22 protein-coding genes and 1 pseudogene are annotated in these 22,346 nt (G+C 64.4%); 7 read left to right on the top strand and 16 right to left on the bottom strand.

The window, feature by feature from the left end; all coding sequences use genetic code 11:
• A pseudogene (locus WBG82_RS02860) lies at positions 1-167 on the top strand (IS110 family transposase); the annotation flags it as partial.
• 113 nt (positions 168-280) lie between these two features.
• On the opposite strand, the gene parC reads toward WBG82_RS02860, so the two are convergent.
• The 12 genes from parC to folK form a co-directional block, all read right to left on the bottom strand.
• Positions 281-2,530 carry a DNA topoisomerase IV subunit A gene (gene parC / locus WBG82_RS02855; RefSeq protein ID WP_424421130.1) on the bottom strand — a complete coding sequence of 750 codons (2,250 nt, stop codon included), beginning with the start codon at positions 2,528-2,530 and terminating at the stop codon, positions 281-283.
• Positions 2,531-2,683: 153 nt separating this feature from the next.
• Positions 2,684-3,445, bottom strand: coding sequence for a DNA repair protein RecO (recO, locus tag WBG82_RS02850; protein WP_424421127.1), 762 nt, complete (start codon positions 3,443-3,445; stop codon positions 2,684-2,686).
• A 74-nt stretch (positions 3,446-3,519) separates the two neighbouring features.
• Positions 3,520-4,452 (bottom strand): GTPase Era, encoded by a 933-nt coding sequence (gene era, locus WBG82_RS02845; RefSeq protein WP_424421125.1) that lies wholly within the window; start codon positions 4,450-4,452, stop codon positions 3,520-3,522.
• Positions 4,445-5,161: a ribonuclease III gene (gene rnc, locus WBG82_RS02840; protein WP_424421123.1), complete on the bottom strand. Its 717-nt coding sequence runs from the start codon at positions 5,159-5,161 to the stop codon at positions 4,445-4,447. Before rnc ends, era begins: the two co-directional genes overlap by 8 nt.
• Entirely contained in the window at positions 5,149-5,901 is a 753-nt protein-coding gene (gene lepB / locus WBG82_RS02835) for a signal peptidase I (RefSeq protein ID WP_424421120.1), read from the bottom strand. Before lepB ends, rnc begins: the two co-directional genes overlap by 13 nt.
• A gap of 90 nt (positions 5,902-5,991) precedes the next feature.
• Positions 5,992-6,408 (bottom strand): holo-ACP synthase, encoded by a 417-nt coding sequence (acpS, locus tag WBG82_RS02830; protein ID WP_424421135.1) that lies wholly within the window; start codon positions 6,406-6,408, stop codon positions 5,992-5,994.
• Positions 6,409-6,430: 22 nt separating this feature from the next.
• Positions 6,431-7,198, bottom strand: coding sequence for a pyridoxine 5'-phosphate synthase (locus WBG82_RS02825; RefSeq protein WP_424421117.1), 768 nt, complete (start codon positions 7,196-7,198; stop codon positions 6,431-6,433).
• A 51-nt stretch (positions 7,199-7,249) separates the two neighbouring features.
• A complete protein-coding gene (locus WBG82_RS02820; RefSeq protein ID WP_424421115.1) occupies positions 7,250-7,813 on the bottom strand; it encodes a DUF2062 domain-containing protein in 564 nt (187 codons plus the stop codon).
• Between the two features lie 49 nt (positions 7,814-7,862).
• Complete coding sequence (gene pyrE / locus WBG82_RS02815) at positions 7,863-8,447, bottom strand: orotate phosphoribosyltransferase (RefSeq protein ID WP_424421112.1); 585 nt, start codon at positions 8,445-8,447, stop codon at positions 7,863-7,865.
• Positions 8,448-8,555: 108 nt separating this feature from the next.
• The gene (locus tag WBG82_RS02810; protein WP_424421109.1) at positions 8,556-10,706 is read right to left on the bottom strand and encodes a RelA/SpoT family protein; all 2,151 of its coding nucleotides are present in this window, start codon (positions 10,704-10,706) and stop codon (positions 8,556-8,558) included.
• 124 nt (positions 10,707-10,830) lie between these two features.
• The gene (gene rpoZ / locus WBG82_RS02805) at positions 10,831-11,253 is read right to left on the bottom strand and encodes a DNA-directed RNA polymerase subunit omega (RefSeq protein ID WP_324297291.1); all 423 of its coding nucleotides are present in this window, start codon (positions 11,251-11,253) and stop codon (positions 10,831-10,833) included.
• A gap of 117 nt (positions 11,254-11,370) precedes the next feature.
• Positions 11,371-11,919, bottom strand: a complete 549-nt coding sequence (gene folK / locus WBG82_RS02800) for a 2-amino-4-hydroxy-6-hydroxymethyldihydropteridine diphosphokinase (RefSeq protein WP_424421105.1) — start codon at positions 11,917-11,919, stop codon at positions 11,371-11,373.
• Between the two features lie 144 nt (positions 11,920-12,063).
• Between folK and WBG82_RS02795 the strand changes: the two genes are divergently transcribed.
• Positions 12,064-12,684, top strand: a complete 621-nt coding sequence (locus tag WBG82_RS02795; protein ID WP_424421102.1) for an NYN domain-containing protein — start codon at positions 12,064-12,066, stop codon at positions 12,682-12,684.
• Between the two features lie 17 nt (positions 12,685-12,701).
• The gene (locus WBG82_RS02790) at positions 12,702-13,358 is read left to right on the top strand and encodes a uracil-DNA glycosylase (RefSeq protein ID WP_424421100.1); all 657 of its coding nucleotides are present in this window, start codon (positions 12,702-12,704) and stop codon (positions 13,356-13,358) included.
• 3 nt (positions 13,359-13,361) lie between these two features.
• On the opposite strand, the gene WBG82_RS02785 is transcribed toward WBG82_RS02790, so the two are convergent.
• From WBG82_RS02785 to dapA, 3 genes are read right to left on the bottom strand one after another with little or no spacing between them, the layout of a single operon-like run.
• Positions 13,362-14,033, bottom strand: a complete 672-nt coding sequence (locus WBG82_RS02785) for a sulfite oxidase-like oxidoreductase (protein ID WP_424421097.1) — start codon at positions 14,031-14,033, stop codon at positions 13,362-13,364.
• 32 nt (positions 14,034-14,065) lie between these two features.
• Positions 14,066-14,563 (bottom strand): SsrA-binding protein SmpB, encoded by a 498-nt coding sequence (gene smpB, locus WBG82_RS02780; protein ID WP_324297286.1) that lies wholly within the window; start codon positions 14,561-14,563, stop codon positions 14,066-14,068.
• A 22-nt stretch (positions 14,564-14,585) separates the two neighbouring features.
• Positions 14,586-15,461: a 4-hydroxy-tetrahydrodipicolinate synthase gene (gene dapA / locus WBG82_RS02775; RefSeq protein ID WP_424421094.1), complete on the bottom strand. Its 876-nt coding sequence runs from the start codon at positions 15,459-15,461 to the stop codon at positions 14,586-14,588.
• A 284-nt stretch (positions 15,462-15,745) separates the two neighbouring features.
• On the opposite strand from dapA, the gene WBG82_RS02770 reads away from it, so the two are divergent.
• Together WBG82_RS02770 and WBG82_RS02765 are read left to right on the top strand one after the other, a co-directional pair.
• Complete coding sequence (locus WBG82_RS02770; RefSeq protein WP_424421092.1) at positions 15,746-18,214, top strand: lytic transglycosylase domain-containing protein; 2,469 nt, start codon at positions 15,746-15,748, stop codon at positions 18,212-18,214.
• Between the two features lie 5 nt (positions 18,215-18,219).
• Positions 18,220-19,080, top strand: coding sequence for an alpha/beta fold hydrolase (locus WBG82_RS02765; RefSeq protein WP_424421090.1), 861 nt, complete (start codon positions 18,220-18,222; stop codon positions 19,078-19,080).
• Between the two features lie 7 nt (positions 19,081-19,087).
• Here the strand turns inward: WBG82_RS02765 and WBG82_RS02760 are convergent, their stop codons facing one another.
• Positions 19,088-19,792 carry a class I SAM-dependent methyltransferase gene (locus WBG82_RS02760; RefSeq protein WP_424421088.1) on the bottom strand — a complete coding sequence of 235 codons (705 nt, stop codon included), beginning with the start codon at positions 19,790-19,792 and terminating at the stop codon, positions 19,088-19,090.
• A 303-nt stretch (positions 19,793-20,095) separates the two neighbouring features.
• Here WBG82_RS02760 and badI point away from each other — a divergent pair, with 303 nt between their 5' ends.
• On the top strand, positions 20,096-20,878 hold the full coding sequence (badI, locus tag WBG82_RS02755) for a 2-ketocyclohexanecarboxyl-CoA hydrolase (protein ID WP_424421085.1): 783 nt from the start codon (positions 20,096-20,098) through the stop codon (positions 20,876-20,878).
• A 328-nt stretch (positions 20,879-21,206) separates the two neighbouring features.
• Positions 21,207-22,340, top strand: a complete 1,134-nt coding sequence (locus tag WBG82_RS02750; RefSeq protein WP_424421083.1) for an efflux RND transporter periplasmic adaptor subunit — start codon at positions 21,207-21,209, stop codon at positions 22,338-22,340.
• Positions 22,341-22,346 lie beyond the last annotated feature (6 nt).

Raw genomic sequence — 22,346 nt, 5'->3', positions numbered from 1 at the left:
TGGCCGTCCTCAGCGCCATCAAGGTCAGGGATCCCGTTCTCGGCGGCTTCTATCAAAACCTCAGAACGCGTGGAAAACCCTTCAAGCTCGCCATGATCGCCACCGTGCGAAAGCTCATCACCATCCTCAATGCCATCGCTCGCTCAGACCCCGCTTTCGCTCAATAACGTCCACGGTTGCTTGACCCGGCATCCATTTCCTCCGTGCCCGGCCTTATAGTCGTGGATGCCCCGCATGAAGCGGGGCATGACGCGTCCACATCGCCCGCGCTTGCGGGCTGCTACGCCGCGCCGAACGCGCCGCCGAACTTCGGACCTGACGGGAAGCCCTTTGGCGGCAGGCGGCCCGCCTGAGCGCGCTTGCCGACCCAGTCCTTGAGATCGGCGAACAGGCGCGCGCGCCCCGAGCGGTCATAGACGGTGAGCCCGTCCTTGAGGCGGAAGCATTTGACGTCGTCGAGGCCGCCATCCTTGTAGCTCTGCAAGCGCATACCCTTGCCGCGCGTCATCTCGTTGACCTCGGCGATCGGGAAGAGAAGCAGCTTCCTGTTCTCGCCGATGACGGCCACATGATCGCCCTGCACCACCGCGCAGGCGACCGCCTCGTCGGCGCCCGAAACATTGAGCACCTGCTTGCCCGCGCGCCGCATCGCCACGACCTCGTCCTCCGGCACGATGAAGCCATTACCCTCAAGCGAGGCGACGAGGAGCTTGCGTCCGGGCTGGTGCACGAAGATCTGCACGATCTCGCGGCCCTCCTCCATGTCGATGAGAAGCCGCACCGGCTCGCCATGTCCGCGTCCGCCCGGCAGCTTGTCGGCAGCGAGCGTGTAGAAGCGGCCATCGGTCGCAAAAAGGATCAGCTTGTCCGTCGTCTCGGCGTGAAGCACGAAACGCTCGCCATCGCCTTCCTTGTATTTGATCTCCGCATCGGGCGCGAGGTGGCCCTTCATCGAACGAATCCAGCCCTTGGCTGAGCAGACGATGGTGACGGGCTCGCGCTCGATCATCGCCTCCGGCGGTACAAACTCGATCGCGGGCGCGTCCGCGAAGGTGGTGCGGCGGCGGCCAAGCTCGGTCTTCGGACCGTACTTCGCCTTCACCTCCCTGATCTCCTCGCCGACCTTCGCCCATTGCGCCTGCTCGGACTTGAGAAGCGCGTTCAGCGCCTTCTGCTCGGCGATCAGCTCCTTGTGCTCGCCGCGGATCTCCATTTCCTCGAGCTTGCGCAAGCTCCTGAGGCGCATGTTGAGGATAGCTTCCGCCTGATTGTCGGTGAGCTTGAAGACGCGCATCAGCTCGGCCTTCGGCTCGTCCTCCTCGCGGATGATGCGGATAACCTCATCGAGATTGAGATAGGCGATGAGATAGCCGTCGAGAACCTCGAGCCGCTTGGCGATCTTCTGCAGGCGGAAGTTCGAGCGCCGGATGAGAACGACCTTGCGATGATCGAGCCATGCCTGAAGCGCATCGCGCAGCGACATGACGCCCGGCACCTGCTCGGCAGAAAGCACGTTCAGATTGAGCGGAAAACGGCTTTCCAGATCGCTCGCACGGAAAAGCGACTCCATCAGATGCTCGGGATCGACCGTCTTGCTCTTCGGCACGAGAACGAGCCGGATCTCCTCGGCGGATTCGTCGCGCACATCGTCGAGCAGCGGCAGCTTCTTCGCCACCAGAAGCTCGGCAATCTTCTCGATGAGCTTCGACTTCTGCACCTGATAAGGAATTTCGGTGACGACGATCTGCCAGTGCCCGCGCGGCAGTTCCTCGCGCACCCAGCGCGCGCGGACCCGGAAACCGCCGCGGCCGGTCGCATAGGCCTCGGCAATGGCCTCGCGGCTCTCGACGATGATGCCGCCGGTCGGGAAGTCGGGGCCTTGCACGAATTCGACGAGTTTATCCGTCCGGGCATTGGGATGCTTGATGAGATGGAGCGCCGCGTCGCAAAGCTCCGCCGCATTGTGCGGCGGGATCGATGTCGCCATGCCGACCGCGATGCCGGAAGCGCCATTCGCAAGCAGGTTCGGAAAAGCGCCGGGCAGAACCACCGGCTCCCTGTCCTCGCCGTCATAAGTCTCGCGAAAATCGACGGTGTCGTCGTCCATCTCGTCGAGCAGGAGCGCTGCGACATCGGTGAGCCGCGCTTCGGTGTAGCGCATCGCCGCCGCGTTATCGCCGTCGACATTGCCGAAATTGCCCTGGCCGTCGACGAGCGGATAGCGCACGGAGAAATCCTGCGCGAGACGCACCAGCGCGTCATAGACGGACTGATCGCCATGCGGGTGATAGCGGCCGATGACATCGCCCACCACACGCGCGGACTTCTTGAAGCCCGAGCCCGGATCGAGCTTGAGCTGACGCATGGCATAGAGGACGCGGCGGTGGACCGGCTTCAGCCCGTCGCGCACATCGGGCAGCGCGCGATGCATGATGGTCGAGAGCGCATAGGCGAGATAGCGCTCTTCCAGCGCGTCGCGAAGCTTGATCTCATGCTCGGGCCCATGGGGCGGCGGGGCAAGTTTGGTCATATCGGTTCAGCTTTCATCGGCACTTTTTACGGCGCAAGGATCGGCTTGCGACTCTTCGTTTCGGATCATCGTGCCGCTCCCTCGATGCCGGGCGGACGACACGAACGGCCCGGCGGGAACGGGCCATGACGATTGGATGTCGGCGGATGGCGATTATATCAGCGATTCGCCGTGCCCCGCCGTCTGGCCTCGGGACCGCGCCGCGATGCGCTCCTGAAGCCTGATCCGCGCATCGGGCAGGTGACGCTGCTGCGCGGAAAAGAGATGCCTGTCGAGAAAATGCCCGGTGATGCGAAGCCCTTCCAGCACATCCTCGGCCGTCGCCTCGCCCGCCTGCGAGCCGACGAGAAACGGCGGCAGACGAAAGAGGCGGTCCCGCCACGGTTCGCCCGCCGCGCGGCTGACCGCCGCGCCGCTTCTCGGCGAGACATAGACGAGATCCTCGCGCGCGCCTGTCGCGGCGCATTGGCCGAGATCGAGCCCGAAGCCAAGCTCCTGAAGCAGGCCAAGCTCCCAGCGCACATAGACGGCGGGCCAGATATCCGCATCCTCCATCGTGTCGAGCAGAAGCTCGAAGCCCTCATAGAGCGCGGGATGCGCCTCCCGCTCGGGAATGACGCCCGCCACCGCGCAAGCGGCGCTCAGCCCGAGAAGCGAGAAGCCATTTTCCATGATGAGCCCCGCGCGCGGCTTCTGCGTCTCCACCGTATAGGTGCCGAGATGTTCGGCGAGGCGCGCGCGCCAATGCGCCGCGAGGCTGTTTCCCGGTTGCAGCATGCTCTTGTGACGCCGCGCCGCGCCGCCGCGCACAAGGCCGAGATGGCGGCCATGCGCGCGCGTCAAAAGCTCGACGATCGCGCCCGTTTCGCCGTAGGGCCGCGCGGAGAGCACAATGCCTTCGTCACGCCATTCCAAGAGCGTTCACCTCACTTCGGCCGCCCCTGCGACGCCAGGATGGTCGCCAAGGGCGGACGCGGATCGCGCGCCCCTCAATCCTTCGGGAAATCGAGGCCCATCTCGCGATAGCGCTCGCGATCCTCACCCCAGTTCTCGCGCACTTTCACGAACAGGAAGAGATGCACTTTCGTTCCGAGCATTTCCTCGAGTTCGGCGCGCGCGAGCTGGCCGACCGTCTTGATCGTCTGCCCGCCGGCGCCGAGCGCGATCTTGCGCTGGCTCTCGCGCTGGACATAGATCACCTGCTGGATGCGGATCGAGCCGTCCTTCTTGTGCTCCCACTGCTCCGTCTCCACGGTGAGCTCGTAGGGAAGTTCATCATGGAGCCTGAGAAAGAGCTTCTCGCGCGTGACTTCCGCCGCGAGAGAGCGCAGGGGCACGTCGGCCGCCTGATCCTCCGGATAGTGCCACGCGCCCTTCGGCATGCGCTCCGCGATATGCCTCTTCAGATCGGCGACACCGTCGCCGGTGAGCGCCGAGATCATGAAGGTGTCGCTGAAAAGCCCCGTCGCATCGAGATCGCTCGCGAGCTTCAGCAATTTCTCGCGCCCCTTGTCGCTGGCGAGCGCGTCCGTCTTGTTGAGGACGAGGATCGCCTTGCGGCCTTGATCGCGCAGGCCCTCGAGCACGCGCTCGACGTCGGCGGTGCGGCCGCGCTCGGTGTCCACCATCACCACGATGAGGTCGGCGTCGCCCGCCCCGCCCCAGGCGGCTTCCACCATGGCGCGATCGAGCCGGCGCCTGGGTTTGAAGATGCCCGGCGTGTCGACGAAAATGATCTGCGCATCACCCTCGATGGCAATGCCGCGAATGCGGCTGCGCGTCGTCTGCACCTTATGCGTGACAATGGCGACCTTGGAGCCAACAAGCGCATTGAGCAGCGTGGATTTGCCCGCATTGGGCGCGCCAATGATGGCGACGAAGCCGCATCGCGTCTCACCGCTCCTGTTTGCCGTCTCACTCATCGTCGTTCCAGACACCTTCTCTGATCAGCATGGCGCCAGCGGCCGCCTGCTCGGCCTGCCGCTTCGATCCGCCCTCGCCGGTTACGGGCTCGAGCCCGGAAATCTCCACCTGCACCGTGAAGACGGGCGCATGATCGGGACCGGAGCGCCCGACTTCCCTGTATGTGGGGATGCCACGTCCGCGCGCCTGCGTCCATTCCTGAAGCGCGGTTTTCGCATCGCGCCTCGCGTGCGCCGGCCCCACGATGAGCCCCGCCCATTCCGTCCTGATGAAGCGCTCGGCCGCGCCAAGCCCGCCATCGAGATAGAGCGCGGCGATGACCGCCTCGCAGGCATCGGCCAGAATCGCCGTTTTTTCCCGCCCGCCCCCGCGCTCCTCGCCCGGGCCGAGCGCAAGGCAGGGACCGAGCGCGATCCTCTCGGCCACGCCCGCGCAAGCCTCCTTGCGGACGAGCGCATTGAGGCGCACGGCAAGCTCGCCCTCCTCCGCCGCAGGATACTCGCCGAGCAGCCATTCGGCGATGACGAGGCCGAGCACCCTGTCGCCCAGAAATTCGAGCCGTTGATTGCTCGCGCCCTCGGCCGCGCCGCTCACCGCGCTCGGATGGCTGAGCGCGAGATCGAGCAGGCTCTCATCCTTGAAGCTGTGTCCCAGGCGGGCCGTGAGCGCCCGATATTGGGAACTGCGATTCCGGCTCAATCGACCCACATTAAAATGCGGTTCCAGCGGATCGAGGACGGCCACCGCCAGAACTCCCAGAAATGCGCGCTGCCATCGGTGGAGAAGAAAATGATCTCGGCTTTTCCGACGAGGTTCTCGAACGGCACGTAGCCGACCACGCTCGGCACGCGGCTATCCATCGAATTGTCGCGATTGTCGCCCATCATGAAATAGTGACCGGGCGGCACGACATAGACGTCGGTGTTGTCGAGATCGCCGTTCTGCTGGAAATCCAGCGTCGTGTAGGTCACACCGTTGGGAAGCGTCTCGCGATATTGCGGCACGCGAATGACGCTGCCGAACTCGTCGCGCTCGACGAAATCCTCGATCCTGACTTTGGAAACCGCGGTGTCGTTGAGATAGAGCACCCCGTCCTTCATCTGAATCCGGTCGCCTGGAAGGCCGATCAGCCGCTTGATGAAATCCGTCCTGTTGTCGGTCGGCTTCTTGAAGACGACGACATCGCCCCTGTGCGGCTGGCGGGCGAGAATGCGCCCGTCAAAAATCGGCGGGCTGAAGGGCAGCGAGTGCTTCGAATAGCCGTAGCTGAATTTGGAAACGAAGAGGTAGTCGCCGACGAGCAGCGTCGGCACCATGGAACTCGACGGGATGTTGAAGGGCTGGAAAAAAAACGCCCTGATAATGAGGGCGATCAGAAGTGCGTAGCCTATGGTGCGGATATTTTCGCCTATAGCGCCGCCCCGGCCAGTATTTGCTTGTTCACTCATCGACATTATCCAGCTCCTGCGTCCCGGTCCTTCCATTCCCGTCCCGGGACAGGCGGACAATAGCATAGACCTCGGCCCGACCAACGGCTTCTATCGGCCGGCCATATTCCCCGCCGGAATAGCCGAAATTATGACAAAAGCCTGGGCGAGCGGATGATCATCCGTAATCGTTATATGGATGACGGCCTCCATGCCGGCCGGGGTGATCGCCTCCAGCCGCGCGCGCGCGCCGCCTGTCAGCGCCATGGTGGGCTGGCCGCCGCGCAGGTTGACGACCCCCATATCCCGCCAGAAGACGCCGCGATTGAGCCCGGTGCCGAGCGCCTTGGCGCATGCCTCCTTGGCCGCGAAACGCTTGGCATAGGAGGCGGCCCGGTTTTTCCGGCGGTCGGATTTCTGCCGCTCCACCTCGGTGAAAATCCGCTCGGTGAAGCGGTCGCCGAAACGCTCGAGCGTCCGCTCGACCCGCCTGATGTCGATCATGTCGTTGCCGATACCGATGATCATGCTCATGGCCATGCCCTCGAGATCATGCCTTCGGTGCGCAAAGCGCCTCCGCGCGCGCTTCCTCCATCAGGGCACGCATGCGCCTGATCGCCTGATCGAGCCCGGTGAATATCGCTTCGCCGATGAGGAAATGCCCGATATTGAGTTCCGCCACCTCCGGCAGCGCGGCCACGGGCGCGACATTGGCGAATGTGAGGCCATGTCCCGCATGGATCTCGAGCCCCATGGCACCGCCCTCGCGGGCCGCTGAGGTGAGGCGGGCAAGCTCGGCCGCGCGCGCCGCTCCCCCCGCATCGCAATAGGCGCCGGTGTGAAGCTCCACCACGGGCGCGCCGAGAGCGACAGCAGCCTCGAGCTGGTGGCGGTCGGGATTGATGAAGAGCGAGACGCGGATGCCCGCATCCCGCAGCTTCGCCACGTAAGGCGCCAGATGATCGCGGTGCCCCGCAACGTCGAGGCCGCCCTCGGTCGTCACCTCCTCGCGCCGCTCGGGCACGATGCAGCATGCATGCGGGCGGTGCCGGAGGGCGATTTCAAGCATTTCCTCCGTCGCCGCCATTTCAAGATTGAGCGGCAGCCCGATCGTGCCCATCAACTGCTCGATGTCGCGGTCGCGGATGTGCCGGCGATCCTCGCGCAGATGCGCCGTGATGCCATCGGCGCCCGCCGCGGCGGCGGTCTCGGCCGCCCGCACCGGATCGGGATGATCGCCGCCACGCGCGTTCCTGATCGTGGCCACATGGTCGATATTCACGCCGAGGCGCAGATGCGCCGCCTTCTGTCCGCTCATGTCTTCCATCTCCGCCGGCAGCGCGGATCGCGCGATCAATGCCGGATAATTCTATTCCTGCTCGTCGTTTTCGCTCTCATTGCCTGCCGCTGCCGGCACGGCGTCTTCCACATGCCGCGAAAGCGCCCGTTCCTCAAGCTGCTCGCGCCTGCGTAATTGATAGGCCGAGACGGCCGTCTTGACGAAGAAATAGGCGGCGAGCGCGCCCGCAAGACCGAGCGGCACGGCGCCGATCGCCATCGGCACCATGACCGGCAGGATCACGTCGAACGCCTTGCCGCCCATCAGCAGCTCGGTGAGGTTCACATTTGGCCGCCCCGACAGGCCGAGCAGCCGATTGCCGAGATCATAGGTGGCGAACCAGATCGGCGGATAGGAAACGGGGTTGCCGACCATCGTGCCGAAAACCGCCGCGATGAGATTGCCGCGCAGCACCCATGCGATGAGCAGGGCCATCATGACATGGAAGCCGAGAAAGGGCGTGAAGGAGACGAACGCCCCCGCCGCGACCCCGAGCGCGATCGCATGAGGCGTGCCGCTCAGCCGCCAGACGCGTCGCCAGACATAAAGGCTCGCACGCTTCCAGCCGATGCGGGGCCACAATGACTCCCGCATTTTCTGCAAGGCCGAAAGCTGGACCCTACGCCGGAACACCGATCATTCCTTATTTGAGGCCCCGGCTGCCTGGCTTGGTGGCCGGGATGTCCGCCAGTTCGGGCGGGAGTTCGCTTGCGGGATAGGCCGGAATGTCGATCTGCGCCAGAGAGACGAGCTTGACGCCGACATTGGCCCGGCCGCCCGAGCGGTCGATGAGGCAAGCCGCCGCGACGACGCGCGCGCCGGTCTTCTTGATCGCAGCGATGCATTCGCGGGAGGAAAGGCCGGTCGTCACGATGTCCTCGACCATGAGCACCTTCATGCCCTTCTTCAGCGGAAAGCCGCGGCGGACGACGAATTCGCCATCCTCGCGCTCCACATACATGGCGGGCACGCCGAGATGCCGCGCGGTCTCATAGCCCGGAATGATGCCGCCGACGGCCGGGGAGACGATGGCGTCGATATCGTCGTCCACCTCGTCCCTCACCTTGGCGGCGAGCGCCTTGCAGAGCCGCGAGGTCCGCTTCGGATTCATGAACACCAATGCCTTTTGCAGGAACATCGGGCTGTGCAATCCGGAGGACAGGATGAAGTGGCCCCTGAGCAGGGCTCCGGCCTTTTCGAATTCCTTGAGAACTTTCGCTTCTTTCATGGCGCCCCTCGTTATGGCGCTTCGGGATAGCAGATTTCGGCTGCCATGGCCCGAAAATTACGCGCCCTGCGCGGCCCCGGACAGGCTGATGCGAGCCCCCGCGCGCCCCTAGCGGCGGGGCCGGATGACCTTGCTCACGACGGAAAGTCCGTTTAGCGCCGACATGATCCGGGTCAGGTGCTTGAAGTCGCGGACCTCGAGATCGACCTGCATGTCGTAGAAATCGGAATCCCGCTGCGTCATGCTCAGATTCGTGATGTTGCTGCCATAGTCGGCGATGAGCGACGTGATGTGGCCGAGCGCGCCGACCTCGTTGCGCGCCGTGATGTTGAGGCGCGCGGGGAAGCTCTGCGGATGGTCGGGGTCGATATCCCATTTCACGTCGAGCCAGCGCGTCGGCTCGCCGTCGAACTCGGCCAGAGCGGGCGCGTCGATGGGATAGACGGTGACGCCTTCGCCCGGCGTGATGATGCCGACGATGCGCTCGCCGGGCAGCGGCTGGCTGTCCGGCGCCATGCGGATCGCAAGCCCGTGCCCGCGGCCCGTCAGCCGCACCACGGCGCGGTGGTCGCCGGCGCCATTGGCCTTGGCTGATTTGCGCGCCGGGGTCTTCTTCGCCGGAAGTTCCGGGTAAACCGTTTCGAGCACCTGCTGGCCGGTCAGCGTGCCGTCGCCGACAGAGGCGAGAAGGTCGCCGAGATCGTCCATATGCAGAGGGCCGATGGCGCGCTGGAGGATGACATCCGTCACCTCCTTGCCCGCCGCCTCGAACACACCCTTGATGATCTGCCGCCCGAGCCTGCCGAACTCGGCCTGCTTCGCCTGGCGGATGGCGCGGCGGATGGCCGAGCGCGCCTTGCCCGTCGCGACGAAAGCCTCCCAGCCCGGCGAAGGGCGCTGGGCCTGCGAGCGGATGATTTCCACCTCATCGCCGTTCTGAAGGATCGAGCGCAGCGGCATGTGCCGGCCGTTGATCTTGCAGCCGACGCAGCTATCGCCGACTTCCGTGTGGACGGCATAGGCGAAGTCGATCGGCGTCGCGCCGCGCGGCAGCGTGATGAGAAGTCCCTTGGGCGTGAAGCAGAAGACCTGGTCCGAATACATCTGGAGCTTGGTGTGCTCCAGAAACTCTTCCGGCGTGCCGCCATGCTCGAGCATTTCGATGAGCTGGCGCAGCCAGCGGAAGGTGCTCGCGAATTCCTCCGACCGCTCCGCGCCGCTCGAACCGTCCTTGTAGAGCCAGTGCGCGGCGATGCCGAGTTCGGCCACCTCATGCATCTTGTGCGTGCGGACCTGCACCTCGACGCGCTTGTTCTCGGGCCCGATCATGGTGGTGTGGATCGAGCGATAGCCGTTGTTCTTCGGCGTCGAGATGTAATCCTTGAACCGGCCCGGAACCATCGGCCAGTTCGTATGCAGAATGCCGACGGCGCGATAGCAATCCGCGACATCGTCGACGATGACGCGGAAGCCGAAAATGTCGGAAAGCTGCTCGAGCGAGATCGCCCGGCGCTCCATCTTGCGCCAGATCGAATAGGCGCGCTTCAGCCGCCCGTCGACCTTGCAGGCAAGGCCTCCCTCCTCCAGCCGCGCCTGAAGGCTCTCCGCGATGCGCTTGAGCGTTTCCGAGCTTGCCGAATGGAACTCGTTGAGCCGCTTCAGCAGCGTTTCGCGCGCCTCAGGATTGAGTTCCTTGAAGGCGAGGTCTTCCAGCTCCTCGCGGATTTCCTGAATTCCCATGCGGCCGGCAAGCGGCGCATAGATGTCCATCGTTTCCTGTGCGATGCGGCGGCGCTTTTCCGGGGACGGAATGAAATGCAGCGTCCGCATGTTGTGGAGCCGGTCCGCAAGCTTGACGAGCAGTACGCGGATGTCGTTCGACATGGCCAGCAGGAACTTGCGGAAATTCTCCGCCTGCTTGGAGCGCTCCGAGGTGATCTCGATCCGCGTGAGCTTCGTCACGCCATCGACGAGATTGGCGACCTCGCCGCCGAAGAGCTTGGTCAGCTCCTCCATGGTCGCGCCGGTATCCTCGATCGTGTCGTGCAGGATCGCGGTGACGATGGTCGCCGTGTCGAGCTTGAGATCGGTGAGAATGCCCGCGACCTCGATCGGATGCGAGAAATAGGGGTCGCCGCTCGCCCGCATCTGATTGCCATGCTGCTTCATGGCATAGACATAGGCGCGGTTGATGAGGGCTTCGTCCGCCTTCGGATCGTAGCCCAGAATCCGATCAACCAGTTCGTACTGGCGCAGCATCGCTCACCCGTTCGTCCACCCGATACGCCTCACGCACACAAAAACGCCGCCCTCACCTTCCGGCCGGGGCGGCGCTCGATTACGCTCGGCAGCGGAACCTCATCCTTCCGCCTTTGGCCTTCTCTCAGTCTTCCGCATCCATGTCGTCGGCATCGGCCGATTTCTGCTGCGGAGAGTCGATCTGGTTCTGGATCGCGCGCAGAAGCTCCTCCTCGCTCATCCGGTCGCCGCCGCCGGCCGCGCCGAACGTGTCGATCTCGGAGGCCGCGACCTCGCCGGAGGTCAGAAGCTGCAGGCTCTCGACCTCGGGCTCTTCCGTCTCGACGCGCTTCTGCATGCTGCCGATCAGGTCCTCGCGCAGGTCGTCCGGCGCGATGGTCCGCTCCGCGATCTCGCGCAGGGCCACAACCGGGTTCTTGTCGTTGTCGCGATCGACCGTCAGCTCCGCGCCAGCCGACATGGCCCGGGCACGATGGGCCGAAAGCAGCACGAGCTCGAAACGATTCGGCACCTTGTCGACGCAGTCTTCAACGGTCACACGCGCCATGTATCGGAACTCCGCAATAGGTCAGGGAAAGGGTTTTGCCGAGTATGTAGGGTCTGGCCCTCGGGGAAGCAAGAAAAAACAGGGCGTTAGGCCCCGGATTTGGCCCGTTCCACGGGTTTATCCGGGCGTCAGGCGCTCGATCCCGGCCGTCGCGGCCTCGCCCTGATCCGCAATGAGGCGCCCCAGGAGGGCCGCCGCTCCCTCGCCATTGACCGGATGGCGCCATTCCGGCGCGACCTCAGCCAGCGGAACGAGCACGAAGCCACGCTCGCAAATGCCGGGATGCGGCAGGCAGAGCGGAATGGGCCCCGTCCCCGCCTGAAGGCCCTGGGGATGCTGCGAGGGCCTCACGACGCCGCCATAGTCCAAAAGGTCTAGGTCAAGCGTGCGCTCCCCCCAGCGGACGAGCCTCACCCGCCCGAAATGCGACTCGATCCGGTGGAGCGTCTGGAGAAGTTCCTCCGCCGGCAAGGCGCTCTCCACCACGATCACGGCATTCACATAAGGAGGCTGCGCATAGGCAGCCATGGCGGGCGTCCGGTAGAAAGACGAGCGCCGGACGACATCGACGCCGAATGAAGGCATGGCCTCGATCGCCGCATGCAGCGTCGCAAGAGGGTCGCCATGCGCCGTGGGCAGATTTGCGCCCATTCCAACAAGGATCATTGCGGCCCGCTCAACACGATTTCAATATCCGTTCCCAAAACATGAGTACTTCTATAGTTTGGCGCTATTCACACGCGCAACCGAAGCTTGCGTGAAAAATGGATTTTCCGATCTCCGCTAGTACCGGGTTTCAAGGAGAGAAGTATGGGCTTTTACCCGCAGGAACGTATTGCCCTTTTCATCGACGGCGCCAACCTTTATTCAGCCGCGCGTGGACTTGGGTTTGACATAGATTACAAGCGACTTCTGGAGCTTTTTCGGTCAAAAGGCATATTGGTTCGGGCTTTTTATTACACGGCTCTTCTGGAGGATCAGGAGTATTCTCCGCTCCGGCCACTGATCGACTGGCTCGACTATAATGGTTACTCGGTGGTGACGAAGCCCGCCAAGGAATTCACCGATTCCACCGGCCGACGCCGCGTCAAAGGCAATATGGACATCGAGCTCGCCGTCGATGCCATGGAGCTTGCCGACAAGGTCGACCATCTCGTCCTCTTCTCCGGCGACGGCGACTTCCGCCGCCTCGTCGACGCCATCCAGCGTAAGGGGAAGCGCGTCACCGTCGTCTCGACGATCCGCAGCGCGCCGCCCATGATCGCCGATGAGCTGCGCCGTCAGGCCGACCAGTTCATCGACCTCGACACGCTGCGCGGCTCCCTCGGCCGCAATCAGGACAATCGCAGCCATGCGCCGCTCCACGCGCAGGATGACGACGACTATTACGACGACGAAGACGAGGACGACGACCTCCCCGCCCGCGCCTGAAATCCGGATTTGCACTCATGAAAGCCCTGCAGCAGTGGGAAGCGGAGCCACCGCATGACTGCCCGCTTTGCCCCCGCCTCGTCGCCTTCCGGCAGGCCAATCGCGCCGCGCATCCGGACTGGTTCAACGGGCCCGTGCCCTCCTTCGGCAGCGAAAAGGCGCGCCTCCTGATCGTCGGCCTCGCGCCGGGCCTTCAGGGCGCGAACCGGACCGGCCGGCCCTTCACCGGCGACTATGCGGGCGATCTTCTCTATTCGACGCTTATCGAATTCGGCTTCGCGAAGGGCGCCTATGCCGCGCGCCCGGATGACGGGCTCACGCTCATCGACGCCATGATCACCAATGCCGTGCGCTGCGTGCCGCCCCAGAACAAGCCGACCCCGCTCGAGGCCAGAACCTGCCTGCCCTTCTTTTCCGCACGCATCGCCGCCCTGCCGCGCCTCAAGGCCGTGCTCGCGCTCGGCCGCATCGCCCATGACAGCGTGCTCATCGAGCGGCAGGTGAAGCGCACGCAGGCCGCCTTCGCCCATCAGGCAAGCCACGACATAGGCGGCGGCGTGCGGCTCTTCGACAGCTATCACTGCTCGCGCTACAACACGAACACCGGGCGCCTCACGACGGAGATGTTCCACGCCGTGTTCCGCGACATCAGGGCCTTTCTGGACAAGGCCTGAAGTTCAGCTGTAGCGCTGCTCCGTCCACGGATCGCCTTCATTGTGGTAGCCGCGCAGCTCCCAGAAACCCGGCCTGTCGACGGCGCTGAACTCGATGCGCCGGACCCACTTCGCGCTCTTCCAGAAATACCATTGCGGCACCACCATGCGGACGGGTCCGCCATGCTCGCGCGTGAGCCGCTCGCCTTCCCAGCTATGGGCGAGGATCACATCGGGCGCCGCGAAAGCCTCGAGCGCAATGTTCGTCGTGTAGCCGTCATAGGAATGAAAGATGACATGCCGCGCCTCGGGCTTCGGCTTCACCATTTCGAGGATCGAACGCGACGACACGCCATCCCAGCGATTGTCATAGCGGCTCCAGGTGGTGACGCAGTGAATGTCGCTGACGAAATGCGACTGCGGCAGCGCCATGAACCGATCGAAGGTCAGCGTCAGCGGCGCTTCGATCGCGCCGTCGATGACGAGCCGCCATTCATCGAGCGGCACTTCGGGCTGGATGCCGAGATCGAGCACGGGCCACTTCTCGACCAGGTGCTGGCCCGGCGGCAATCGGCGCTCATGGCCGCGATCGGGGCTGCCGGTGATGTGCCGGCCCTCCGCCGCCGTCCTTTCCTTGGAACGGATCAGCCTGTCCTTGATCTGGCCAAGCAGGCCGGGCTTGCCCTCTTCGCTCATGGCCGCTCCCCGTGCATGTCGTCCGATCGAACCTAGCCGCGCTCGCGCATCACCCGCGCCTTGTCGCGCTCCCAGGTGCGTTTCTTCTCCGTCTCGCGCTTGTCGGCGAGCTTCTTGCCCTGCGCCAGACCGATTTCCACCTTAACCCGTCCCTTTTCGTTGAAATACATCTTGAGCGGAACGAGCGTCATCCCCTGACGAAGAACCGCCTGGGAGAGCTTGTCGATCTCGCGGCGGTGAAGCAGGAGCTTACGCGGCCGCCGCGTCTCGTGGTTGAACTGGTTGGCCTGGAGATAGACGGGGATATAGGCGTTGACGAGCATGATCTCGCCCTGCTTCGTCGCCTGCGCATAGGCCTCGTTGAGGCTTCCCTGCCCCACGCGCAGCGACTTCACCTCGGTACCCTTCAGCTCGATCCCCGCCTCGAAGGTATCGGTGATCGTATAGTTGAAGCGCGCCTTGCGGTTGTCGGCGATGATCTTCCGGCCGTCTCCGAGCTTCTTTTTCGCACCGCCGCTCTTGGAGGACATGGTCCTTCTGTCCCGATTGGCGTCAGTCAATCAAACCGGCATGCCGCATCGCACCGCGAATCTTTTCGCGCGTCTCCGCGGTAACGGGCACCAGCGGAAGCCGCAATTCCTCGCGGCAAAGGCCAAGCAGGCTCGCCGCATACTTGACCGGCGCCGGGCTCGGCTCGACGAAAAGATTATGGTGAAGCGGCAGCAGGCGATCCTGATATTCGAGCGCCTTTCCGTAGTCGCCGGCGAGCGTCGCCTTCTGGAACTCGGCGCAAAGCCTCGGCGCGATATTGGCCGTGACGGAGATGCAGCCCTGCCCGCCATGAGCGTTGAAGCCGAGAGCGGTCGCATCCTCGCCCGAAAGCTGGATGAATTCGGCGCCCATCGCCTGCCGCTGAAGGCTCACACGCGCCAGATTCGCGGTCGCGTCCTTGACGCCGACCACGTTCTTCAGGGCGAAGAGCCGGGTCATCGTCTCGACGCTGATGTCGACGATCGTGCGGCCGGGAATGTTGTAGAGGATCATCGGGATGTCGACGGCGTCATTCAGCGCCTTGAAGTGCTGATAGAGCCCTTCCTGCGACGGCTTGTTGTAGTAGCCCGTCACGCAGAGCGCGCCGTCCGCGCCAACGGACTTCGCATGGCGCATGAGGTCGAGCGCCTCGGCAGTGTTGTTGGAGCCGGCGCCTGCGATGACCGGCACGCGCTTGCGCGTGACCTCGACGCAGATTTCGACGACGCGCCGATGTTCCTCATGCGAGAGCGTGGGCGACTCGCCCGTCGTCCCGCAAGGCACCAGACCGTCCGTGCCCTCGGCGATCTGCCATTCGATCAATTTGGCGAACGCCTCCTCATCCACCTTGCCGTCACGGAATGGGGTGATGAGGGCGACGTACGATCCCTTGAACATTTTCTATAGCTCCAATGCCCCGCCACGGGGCTTGTTGACCGCCTTTGAGGCGGCGCGCACGATAACCATAACCCGCGAAAGCGGCAACAAATCCGGCAAATCCTTCGTCCATGACATGTTGCCCTGCTTGATAGCAGAAAGGTAATCTCGACGAAGGACAATCCGACGCGGAATAGCGTAAGTAGGGGTTGATGTTAAGGGGCTCGATCGTTCCACCGGGGAGCGTGAACGGCCGCAGAAGCATGAATTGGACCGCGCCGTTGCACGATCGGGGGCAGTTTCGCATGAGGGGCCTGAGTCTCGGCCGGCGTTTCGCCTTCGCCGCCGCCGTTCTGGCTTCGGTCTGTTTTTTTGTCGGCCCGGCCGGCACGCTTCTCGCCGCGCCCCTGCCGGCCGAAAAGCCCTCCGCGGCCAAAACCGCGCACAAGCCGGCCAAAACCACAAACAAGACCACAAAAAAGAGCGCCGCCTCCTCAAGCAAGGCCAAGCCGGCGAAGCACACCGCAACGACCGCGCACAAGAACACGACCACGCACAAGAAGAAGCATGCGAAGGCGCCGACCCGCCCGAAGCACAAGCTCGCCACCGTCACGTCCACCCTTCTCACCAGAGACGACATCGCGGCCCTGACTGATGCCTACGCCGAAGGCGACCGGAAGAACTGGCCGGAAGCGATGCGGCACATGAAGCGCCTGAAGGACCCGGTCGCCGCGAAGCTCGTTCTCTGGAACCGCCTCGTCGCGCAGGATTCCGGCGCAACCCTTGGCGAGATCGTCGCCTTCCAGGAGCAGAACCCCGACTGGCCGCGCCAGGCGCTCCTCTCGCGCCGCGCGGAGGAGGCCCTTCTTGCCTATGCCATCACGGATCAGGACCGGCTCGGCTGGTTTTCGGCCCACCCGCCGGTGACCGGCGAGGGCAAGATCCGCTTCGGTCAGGCGCTGATCGCCGCCGGGCGGGCGGAGGAAGGCAAGGGCTGGATCCAGCGCGCCTGGGTCGAGGACGATTTTACGCCCACGCGGCAGAAAGAAATCCTCGCCAGTTTCCGCCCCTATCTCACGGCCTCGACGCACAAGGCCCGGCTCGACCGGCTCCTCTGGAACGAGCGGACGGGCGATGCACAGACGACCGCCGCCCTTATCGGCGCCGACGCGCAGGCGCTCGCCAATGCCCGCATCAAGCTCATGTCGGGATCGAACGACGCGGGCAGCGCGCTTTCGCGCGTGCCTTCGCGCTTCAACGACGATCCGGGCCTCATTTTCGACCGCATCCGCTATGAGCGCCGGCGGGGCAATGACGAGGCATCGCTGCCGCTCATCCTGACCGCGCCGAACAAACCGCATGGCATGGTCGATCCGAACGCATGGTGGATCGAACGCCGGATCGCGGCCCGGAAGGCGCTGGCGCAGGGCCGCTACCAGGACGCCTATCAGATCGTCTCTTCGCATGGGCTGAAGAGCGGCGCGGACTATGCCGACGCCGAGTTCATGTCCGGCTGGATCGCGCTTCAGTATCTCAACAATGCCGGCGCCGCGCTTTCCCACTTCGCAAAGCTCAACGAAGCCGTGTCGACGCCGATCAGCAAGGCGCGGGCCGAATATTGGTGCGGCCGCGCCGCATCGGCCCGGGGCGACAAGAAGGTGGCGGAACTCTATTACCGCAAGGCGTCTGCCTACCCCACGACCTTCTACGGCCAGCTCGGCGCGGCGGCACTCGCGAGCATGAGCGGCGGCGAGCCACGCCTGCACCTCGCAAGCGACCCGAAGCCGACACAGGACATCAAGGCGGGTTTCGAGCGGCTCGAACTCGTGCATGCAGTACACATCCTGCACGATTTCAACCGCAACGATCAGATGTGGAGCTTCATGCTCCACCTCGCCGACATTCTGGACGAGCCGGCGCAGATCGCGGCGCTCTCCGATCTCGCCGTCAAATTCGGCGACCCGAAGCTCTCGCTCCGCATCGCCAAGGCTGCCGCGCAGAGAAACATCGTGCTCGCGCAGCGCGCCTACCCCGTTTCGCTGATGCCGAAATTTCCGGAAAGAGGGCCGTCGGTGGAAAAGGCGCTCGTCTATGGCCTCTCGCGCCAGGAAAGCGAATTCGATCCGGCCGTGGTGAGCCCCGCCGGCGCGCGCGGGTTGATGCAGCTCATGCCCGCCACCGCCAAGCAGGTCGCGCGCAAGATCAGCGTGCCTTACTCGCCGTCCCGGCTGACGACCGATCCCGCGTATAATGCGATGCTCGGCTCGGCGCATCTCGGCGACCTGGTTGAAAATTACACAGGCTCCTATGTCATGAGCGTCGCCGCCTACAATGCGGGCGGAACCCGCGTCTCCGACTGGACGAGCCAGTTCGGCGATCCGCGTTCGCCTGCGGTCGATCCGATCGACTGGATCGAAAACATTCCTTTCTCCGAAACGCGCAACTATGTGCAGCGCGTGATGGAAAATCTCGAAGTGTACAGAACCCGCCTCAGCGGCAAGGCCGAGCGCATCCGCCTGTCCAAGGACCTGCGCCGCAACACCGGCGCGCCGATCACGACCCCGGCGCCCACCCCTGGCAAGGCGCCGTCGATCTCGCCGTTGGAGGCAAGCCCCGCAATGGCGCCTGTCGTCGAGCAGGAGGACCGCCCCTCCACGGGCGATGGCGGCAGCGTAAATGACGCCAAACTCGCCGATGCCACGACGAAGACCTCCGCAATGGAGGTGCCGAGCCGCACGCCCCTCGCGCCTCGGCGCAGCTACTCGAAGCAGTGAAGCCGATGCCCTGCCGCGAACTGTTCTATACGTCGCAGGATGGCCTGCGCCTCTTCGCGAGAGATTATGGCTCGCGAGCGTCGAAGCGGGCGCCCGTCATCTGCCTGCCGGGCCTCACGCGCAATTCCAAGGATTTCGCGGCTCTGGCAGAACGCCTCTCCGCCTCGCGGCGCGTGCTCTGCCCCGATCTTCGTGGCCGCGGCCGTTCGGAATATTGCAGAAACGCCGCCGACTATACGCCCACCAATGAGGCGCTCGACATATTCGACCTGATGGGCGCGGCTGGCATTCACCGCGCCGTCTTCATCGGCACTTCGCGCGGCGGCATCGTGACCATGCTCATGGCCGCGCAGCGCCCCAACGCGGTGCAAGGCGCGGTGCTGAACGATATCGGCCCCGAAGTGGAGATCGCGGGGTTGAAACGCATAGCGGAATATGCGGGCGTCGGTGACGCGCCTGCAAGCTGGACCGAGGCCGCCTTTCGTCTCCGAATGATGAACGAGCGCGAATTCCCCGCGCTGACGAACGAGGAATGGTACGCCTTCGCGCACCGCACCTATGCGGAGGAAAACGGCGCACCTAAATTCGACTATGATGCGCGGATCGGCACCATGCTCCGCAAGACGCTGGAGGCCGCGAAGGGCGAAATCCCCGATATGTGGGCGCAGTTCAACGTGCTTACCGCCGTGCCCGTGCTCGTCATACGCGGCGAGAATTCCGACATTCTTTCGGCCGAGACGGCCCGGCGCATGGAGATGCGCCATCGCAATCTGCAATGCGTGACGGTGAAGGATCGCGGCCACGCCCCTTTCCTCGACGAGCCGGAAGCGCTCGCCGCCATCGACGCCTTCTTCGAGCAGTTCTGAAGGCGCATCACGCCCGCCTCACGCGCAGCATCTTCGTCGCGCCGATCTGAAATTCGAACGGCACGGACACGAGATCGGCGAAAAGGCCCGCGGCCTCGAGTTCGGCCATCACGGCCGGAAGATGGCTCGACGGGCGGCCATCGAGATTGACCAGCGGAAAGATGCGGACCTCCCGCGCCACGCGTGCAAGCTCGCGCACCGCCGCGACATGGAAATCGCAGTCGAGATCGTCGCCATAGAGAAACAGCAGATGCGACGAAAGCGCGAGGTCGAAGGCATCGTTTGCGAACGGCAGATGCGGCAGGGACGCCGGGACGTAGCGTGTTCCCCGCCGCGCTTCGTAATCGGCGAGAAAGAGTTCCAGCGCCTCGCGCCTGATGCGCTCGAGCGCCTCCGGCGAGCCGTAGCGGCTCCACCTGAAGCGATAGCGCGCAAGGCGCAGGCTCTCCATCATCGCAGCCCGCGTCGCCTCGAAACATTGCCGGATCGCTTCGCCGGGTAGCTCGTAGATCGGGTCCGCGGCGATGACATTTGCGCCGAGTGCACAGGCTTCGGCCGCAAAGGAAGCGGGCCCGCCGCCCGCGTCGAGCACGCTTACGCCGGGCGCGACATCATCGAGCGCGAAAAAGGCGCGATATTCCTCAAGCCGCCGCCCCCACGGGGCGACGCCCTCGAAAGCGAACTCCCTTGGCCGATTGCATTCCTTGATCATCCTGCACTCCATGTTCGAGCCGGATGCCGCTCCCCCGGAAGGGCGGCCTCGATCCGAACACGGAAACAAAAAGGCCGCCTCCAAATGGGGCGGCCGATCCGGCAGGTCGATAGACGACATGACTGGGCCACCCGTCAGGTGGTCCACCAGCCCTTCACGAAAAGAAATCCGTGCGTCATTTCCATCGTCCAGTCACGCTCGCCCGGCTTCTGCCGGGACGTCCGCAAATCTACGCCCGCGCGGGACACTTGCCAAGGCCCCTCACGCCCTTACGCTCGGCAGACAGTGAATCAGGAGGCAGGCATGAGCTACACCGACATCCTTTACGCCGAGGCGGACGGCATCGCGACCATCACCATAAACCGCCCGGACAAGATGAACGCCTTTCGCGCCCAGACCTGCGAGGAGCTGATCGACGCGCTCAACCGGGCCGCCTGGTCGAAGGAGATCGGCGTCATCGTGCTCGGCGGCGCGGGCGAGCGCGCCTTCTGCACCGGCGGCGACCAGTCGGCGCATTCGGGAAAATATGACGGCCGCGGCACGATCGGCCTGCCCATCGAGGAGGTGCACAGCCTCATCCGCGAAGCGCCGAAGCCCGTCATCGCCCGCGTGCAGGGCTATGCCATCGGCGGCGGCAATGTGCTCTGCACGGTCTGCGATTTCACGATCGCCTCGGAAAAGGCGATCTTCGGCCAGGTCGGGCCCCGGGTCGGCTCCGTCGATCCCGGCTTCGGCACCGCCTATCTCGCCCGCGTCGTCGGCGAAAAGAAGGCCCGCGAGATCTGGTATCTCTGCCGGCGCTATTCGGCCGCCGAGGCGCTCGCCATGGGCCTCGTCAACGCCGTCGTGCCGCATGAGGAGCTCGACGCCGAAATCGCTCGCTGGTGCGCCGAAATCCTCGAAAAAAGCCCGACCGCCATCGCCATCGCCAAGCGCTCCTTCAATGCCGATACCGATCACATCAAAGGCATCGGCGCCATGGGCATGCAGTCCGTCGCGCTCTATTACGACACCGACGAGGCGCAGGAAGGGACCAACGCCTTCAAGGAGAAGCGGAAGCCGGAATTCCGCAAATACGTCAAATAGGCAGCGCCCGGACGGTCCCGCCCCTCGCCCGCCATCCGCGCGGTCGGTCCCGAAGGCCGGGATCGGCCGGCGCCTGACGAACCAACCAAAAGCTGCGAAGGCGGCAGAGCCGATCCACCGGAGAAAGACAGTAAATCGACAGAAACCATATTTCCGCCCTTCTGGCCTCATCCACCCCCTTGCCCTGTATGCGGCGCGGACGTAGTAAATGTCCCCAACTATTTTTGGCGCGGCGGCGGCCTGCCTGTATCCTACGCCTCATCGGCCGCTCACCGCCCCTTTACGCACTCTCGGGTAGCCTTCGGTCTTTGCGAACGCGGAGAAGTCCATGATGACCAAGCGCATGGCCACCATGCTCATCGTAGTCGGCGTCATCCTGGCGGGCTTCGTCGGCTGGAAACTGTTTGTCGGCATGATGACCCGGAAGTTCCTCGCGGCCATGAGCCACCAGACCGCGACGGTTTCCGCCATGCCCGCCGAAGAGCTGGAATGGAGTCCGGTTCTGAAAGCCGTCGGCACGCTTCGCGCCGTCCGCGGCACCGACATCGCTCCCCAGCTTGCCGGCATCGTGGCCGAGGTTCCCTTCAAGTCGGGCGACGACGTGAAGGCCGGAGACGTCATTCTCAGGCTCGTCGACGAGGACGATGTCGCCAATCTGAATGCGCTCAAGGCGTCGGCCGAGCTTGCCCGCATCACCTATGAGCGCAACAAGCAGCTCGTGAAGTCCCGCACGGTGAGCCAGGCCGCGCTCGACAACGCTATCGCCACCTACAAGAGCGCCCAGGCCCAGGTCGCCGCCCAGCAGGCCATTGTCAACAAGAAGCGGATCGTTGCGCCCTTCGACGGCCGCGCCGGCATCCGCCTCGTCGATGTCGGGCAATATCTCGCCGCCGGCACCAAAGTCACGACGCTGCAGGCGCTGGACCCGATCTATATCGACTTCTCCCTGCCCCAGCGGAATGTGAGGCAGATCGCGGCCGGGCAGAAGGTTATGGTGAGCACGGACGCCTTCCCGGGCGAGAGCTTCAGCGGCGAGATCATCGCCCTCGACCCCAAGCTCGACCCGGAGACCCGCAACGTCGCCATTCGCGCCCAGCTCTCCAATCCCGACCGCCGGCTTCTTCCGGGCATGTTCGCCTCGATCAACATCACGACCGGCACGCCCGAAAAGCGCCTCACCCTGCCGCAGACAGCAATCACCTACAATCCTTATGGTCAATCCGTATACGTCATCAGCAAGGGCGAGCCCGGCGCCGACGGCAAGCCGGTCCTGACGGCGCGCGAAACCTTCGTCACCACGGGCGAGACCCGGGGTGATCAGGTCGCCATCACCGGCGGCATCAAGGAAGGCGACATGATCGTCACCACCGGCCAGCTCAAGCTCAAGAACGGCATGGCGGTCACGATCAACAACGAGGTGAAGCTGCCAAACGAGATCAATCCCGTCGTTCACGACCGGTAACCGGAG

The organism is Parvibaculum sp., from assembly GCF_049671045.1.
Lineage (GTDB): Bacteria > Pseudomonadota > Alphaproteobacteria > Parvibaculales > Parvibaculaceae > Parvibaculum.
Note: the sequence above shows the minus strand (reverse complement) of the source record. Positions and strands in the feature narration are given on the sequence as shown.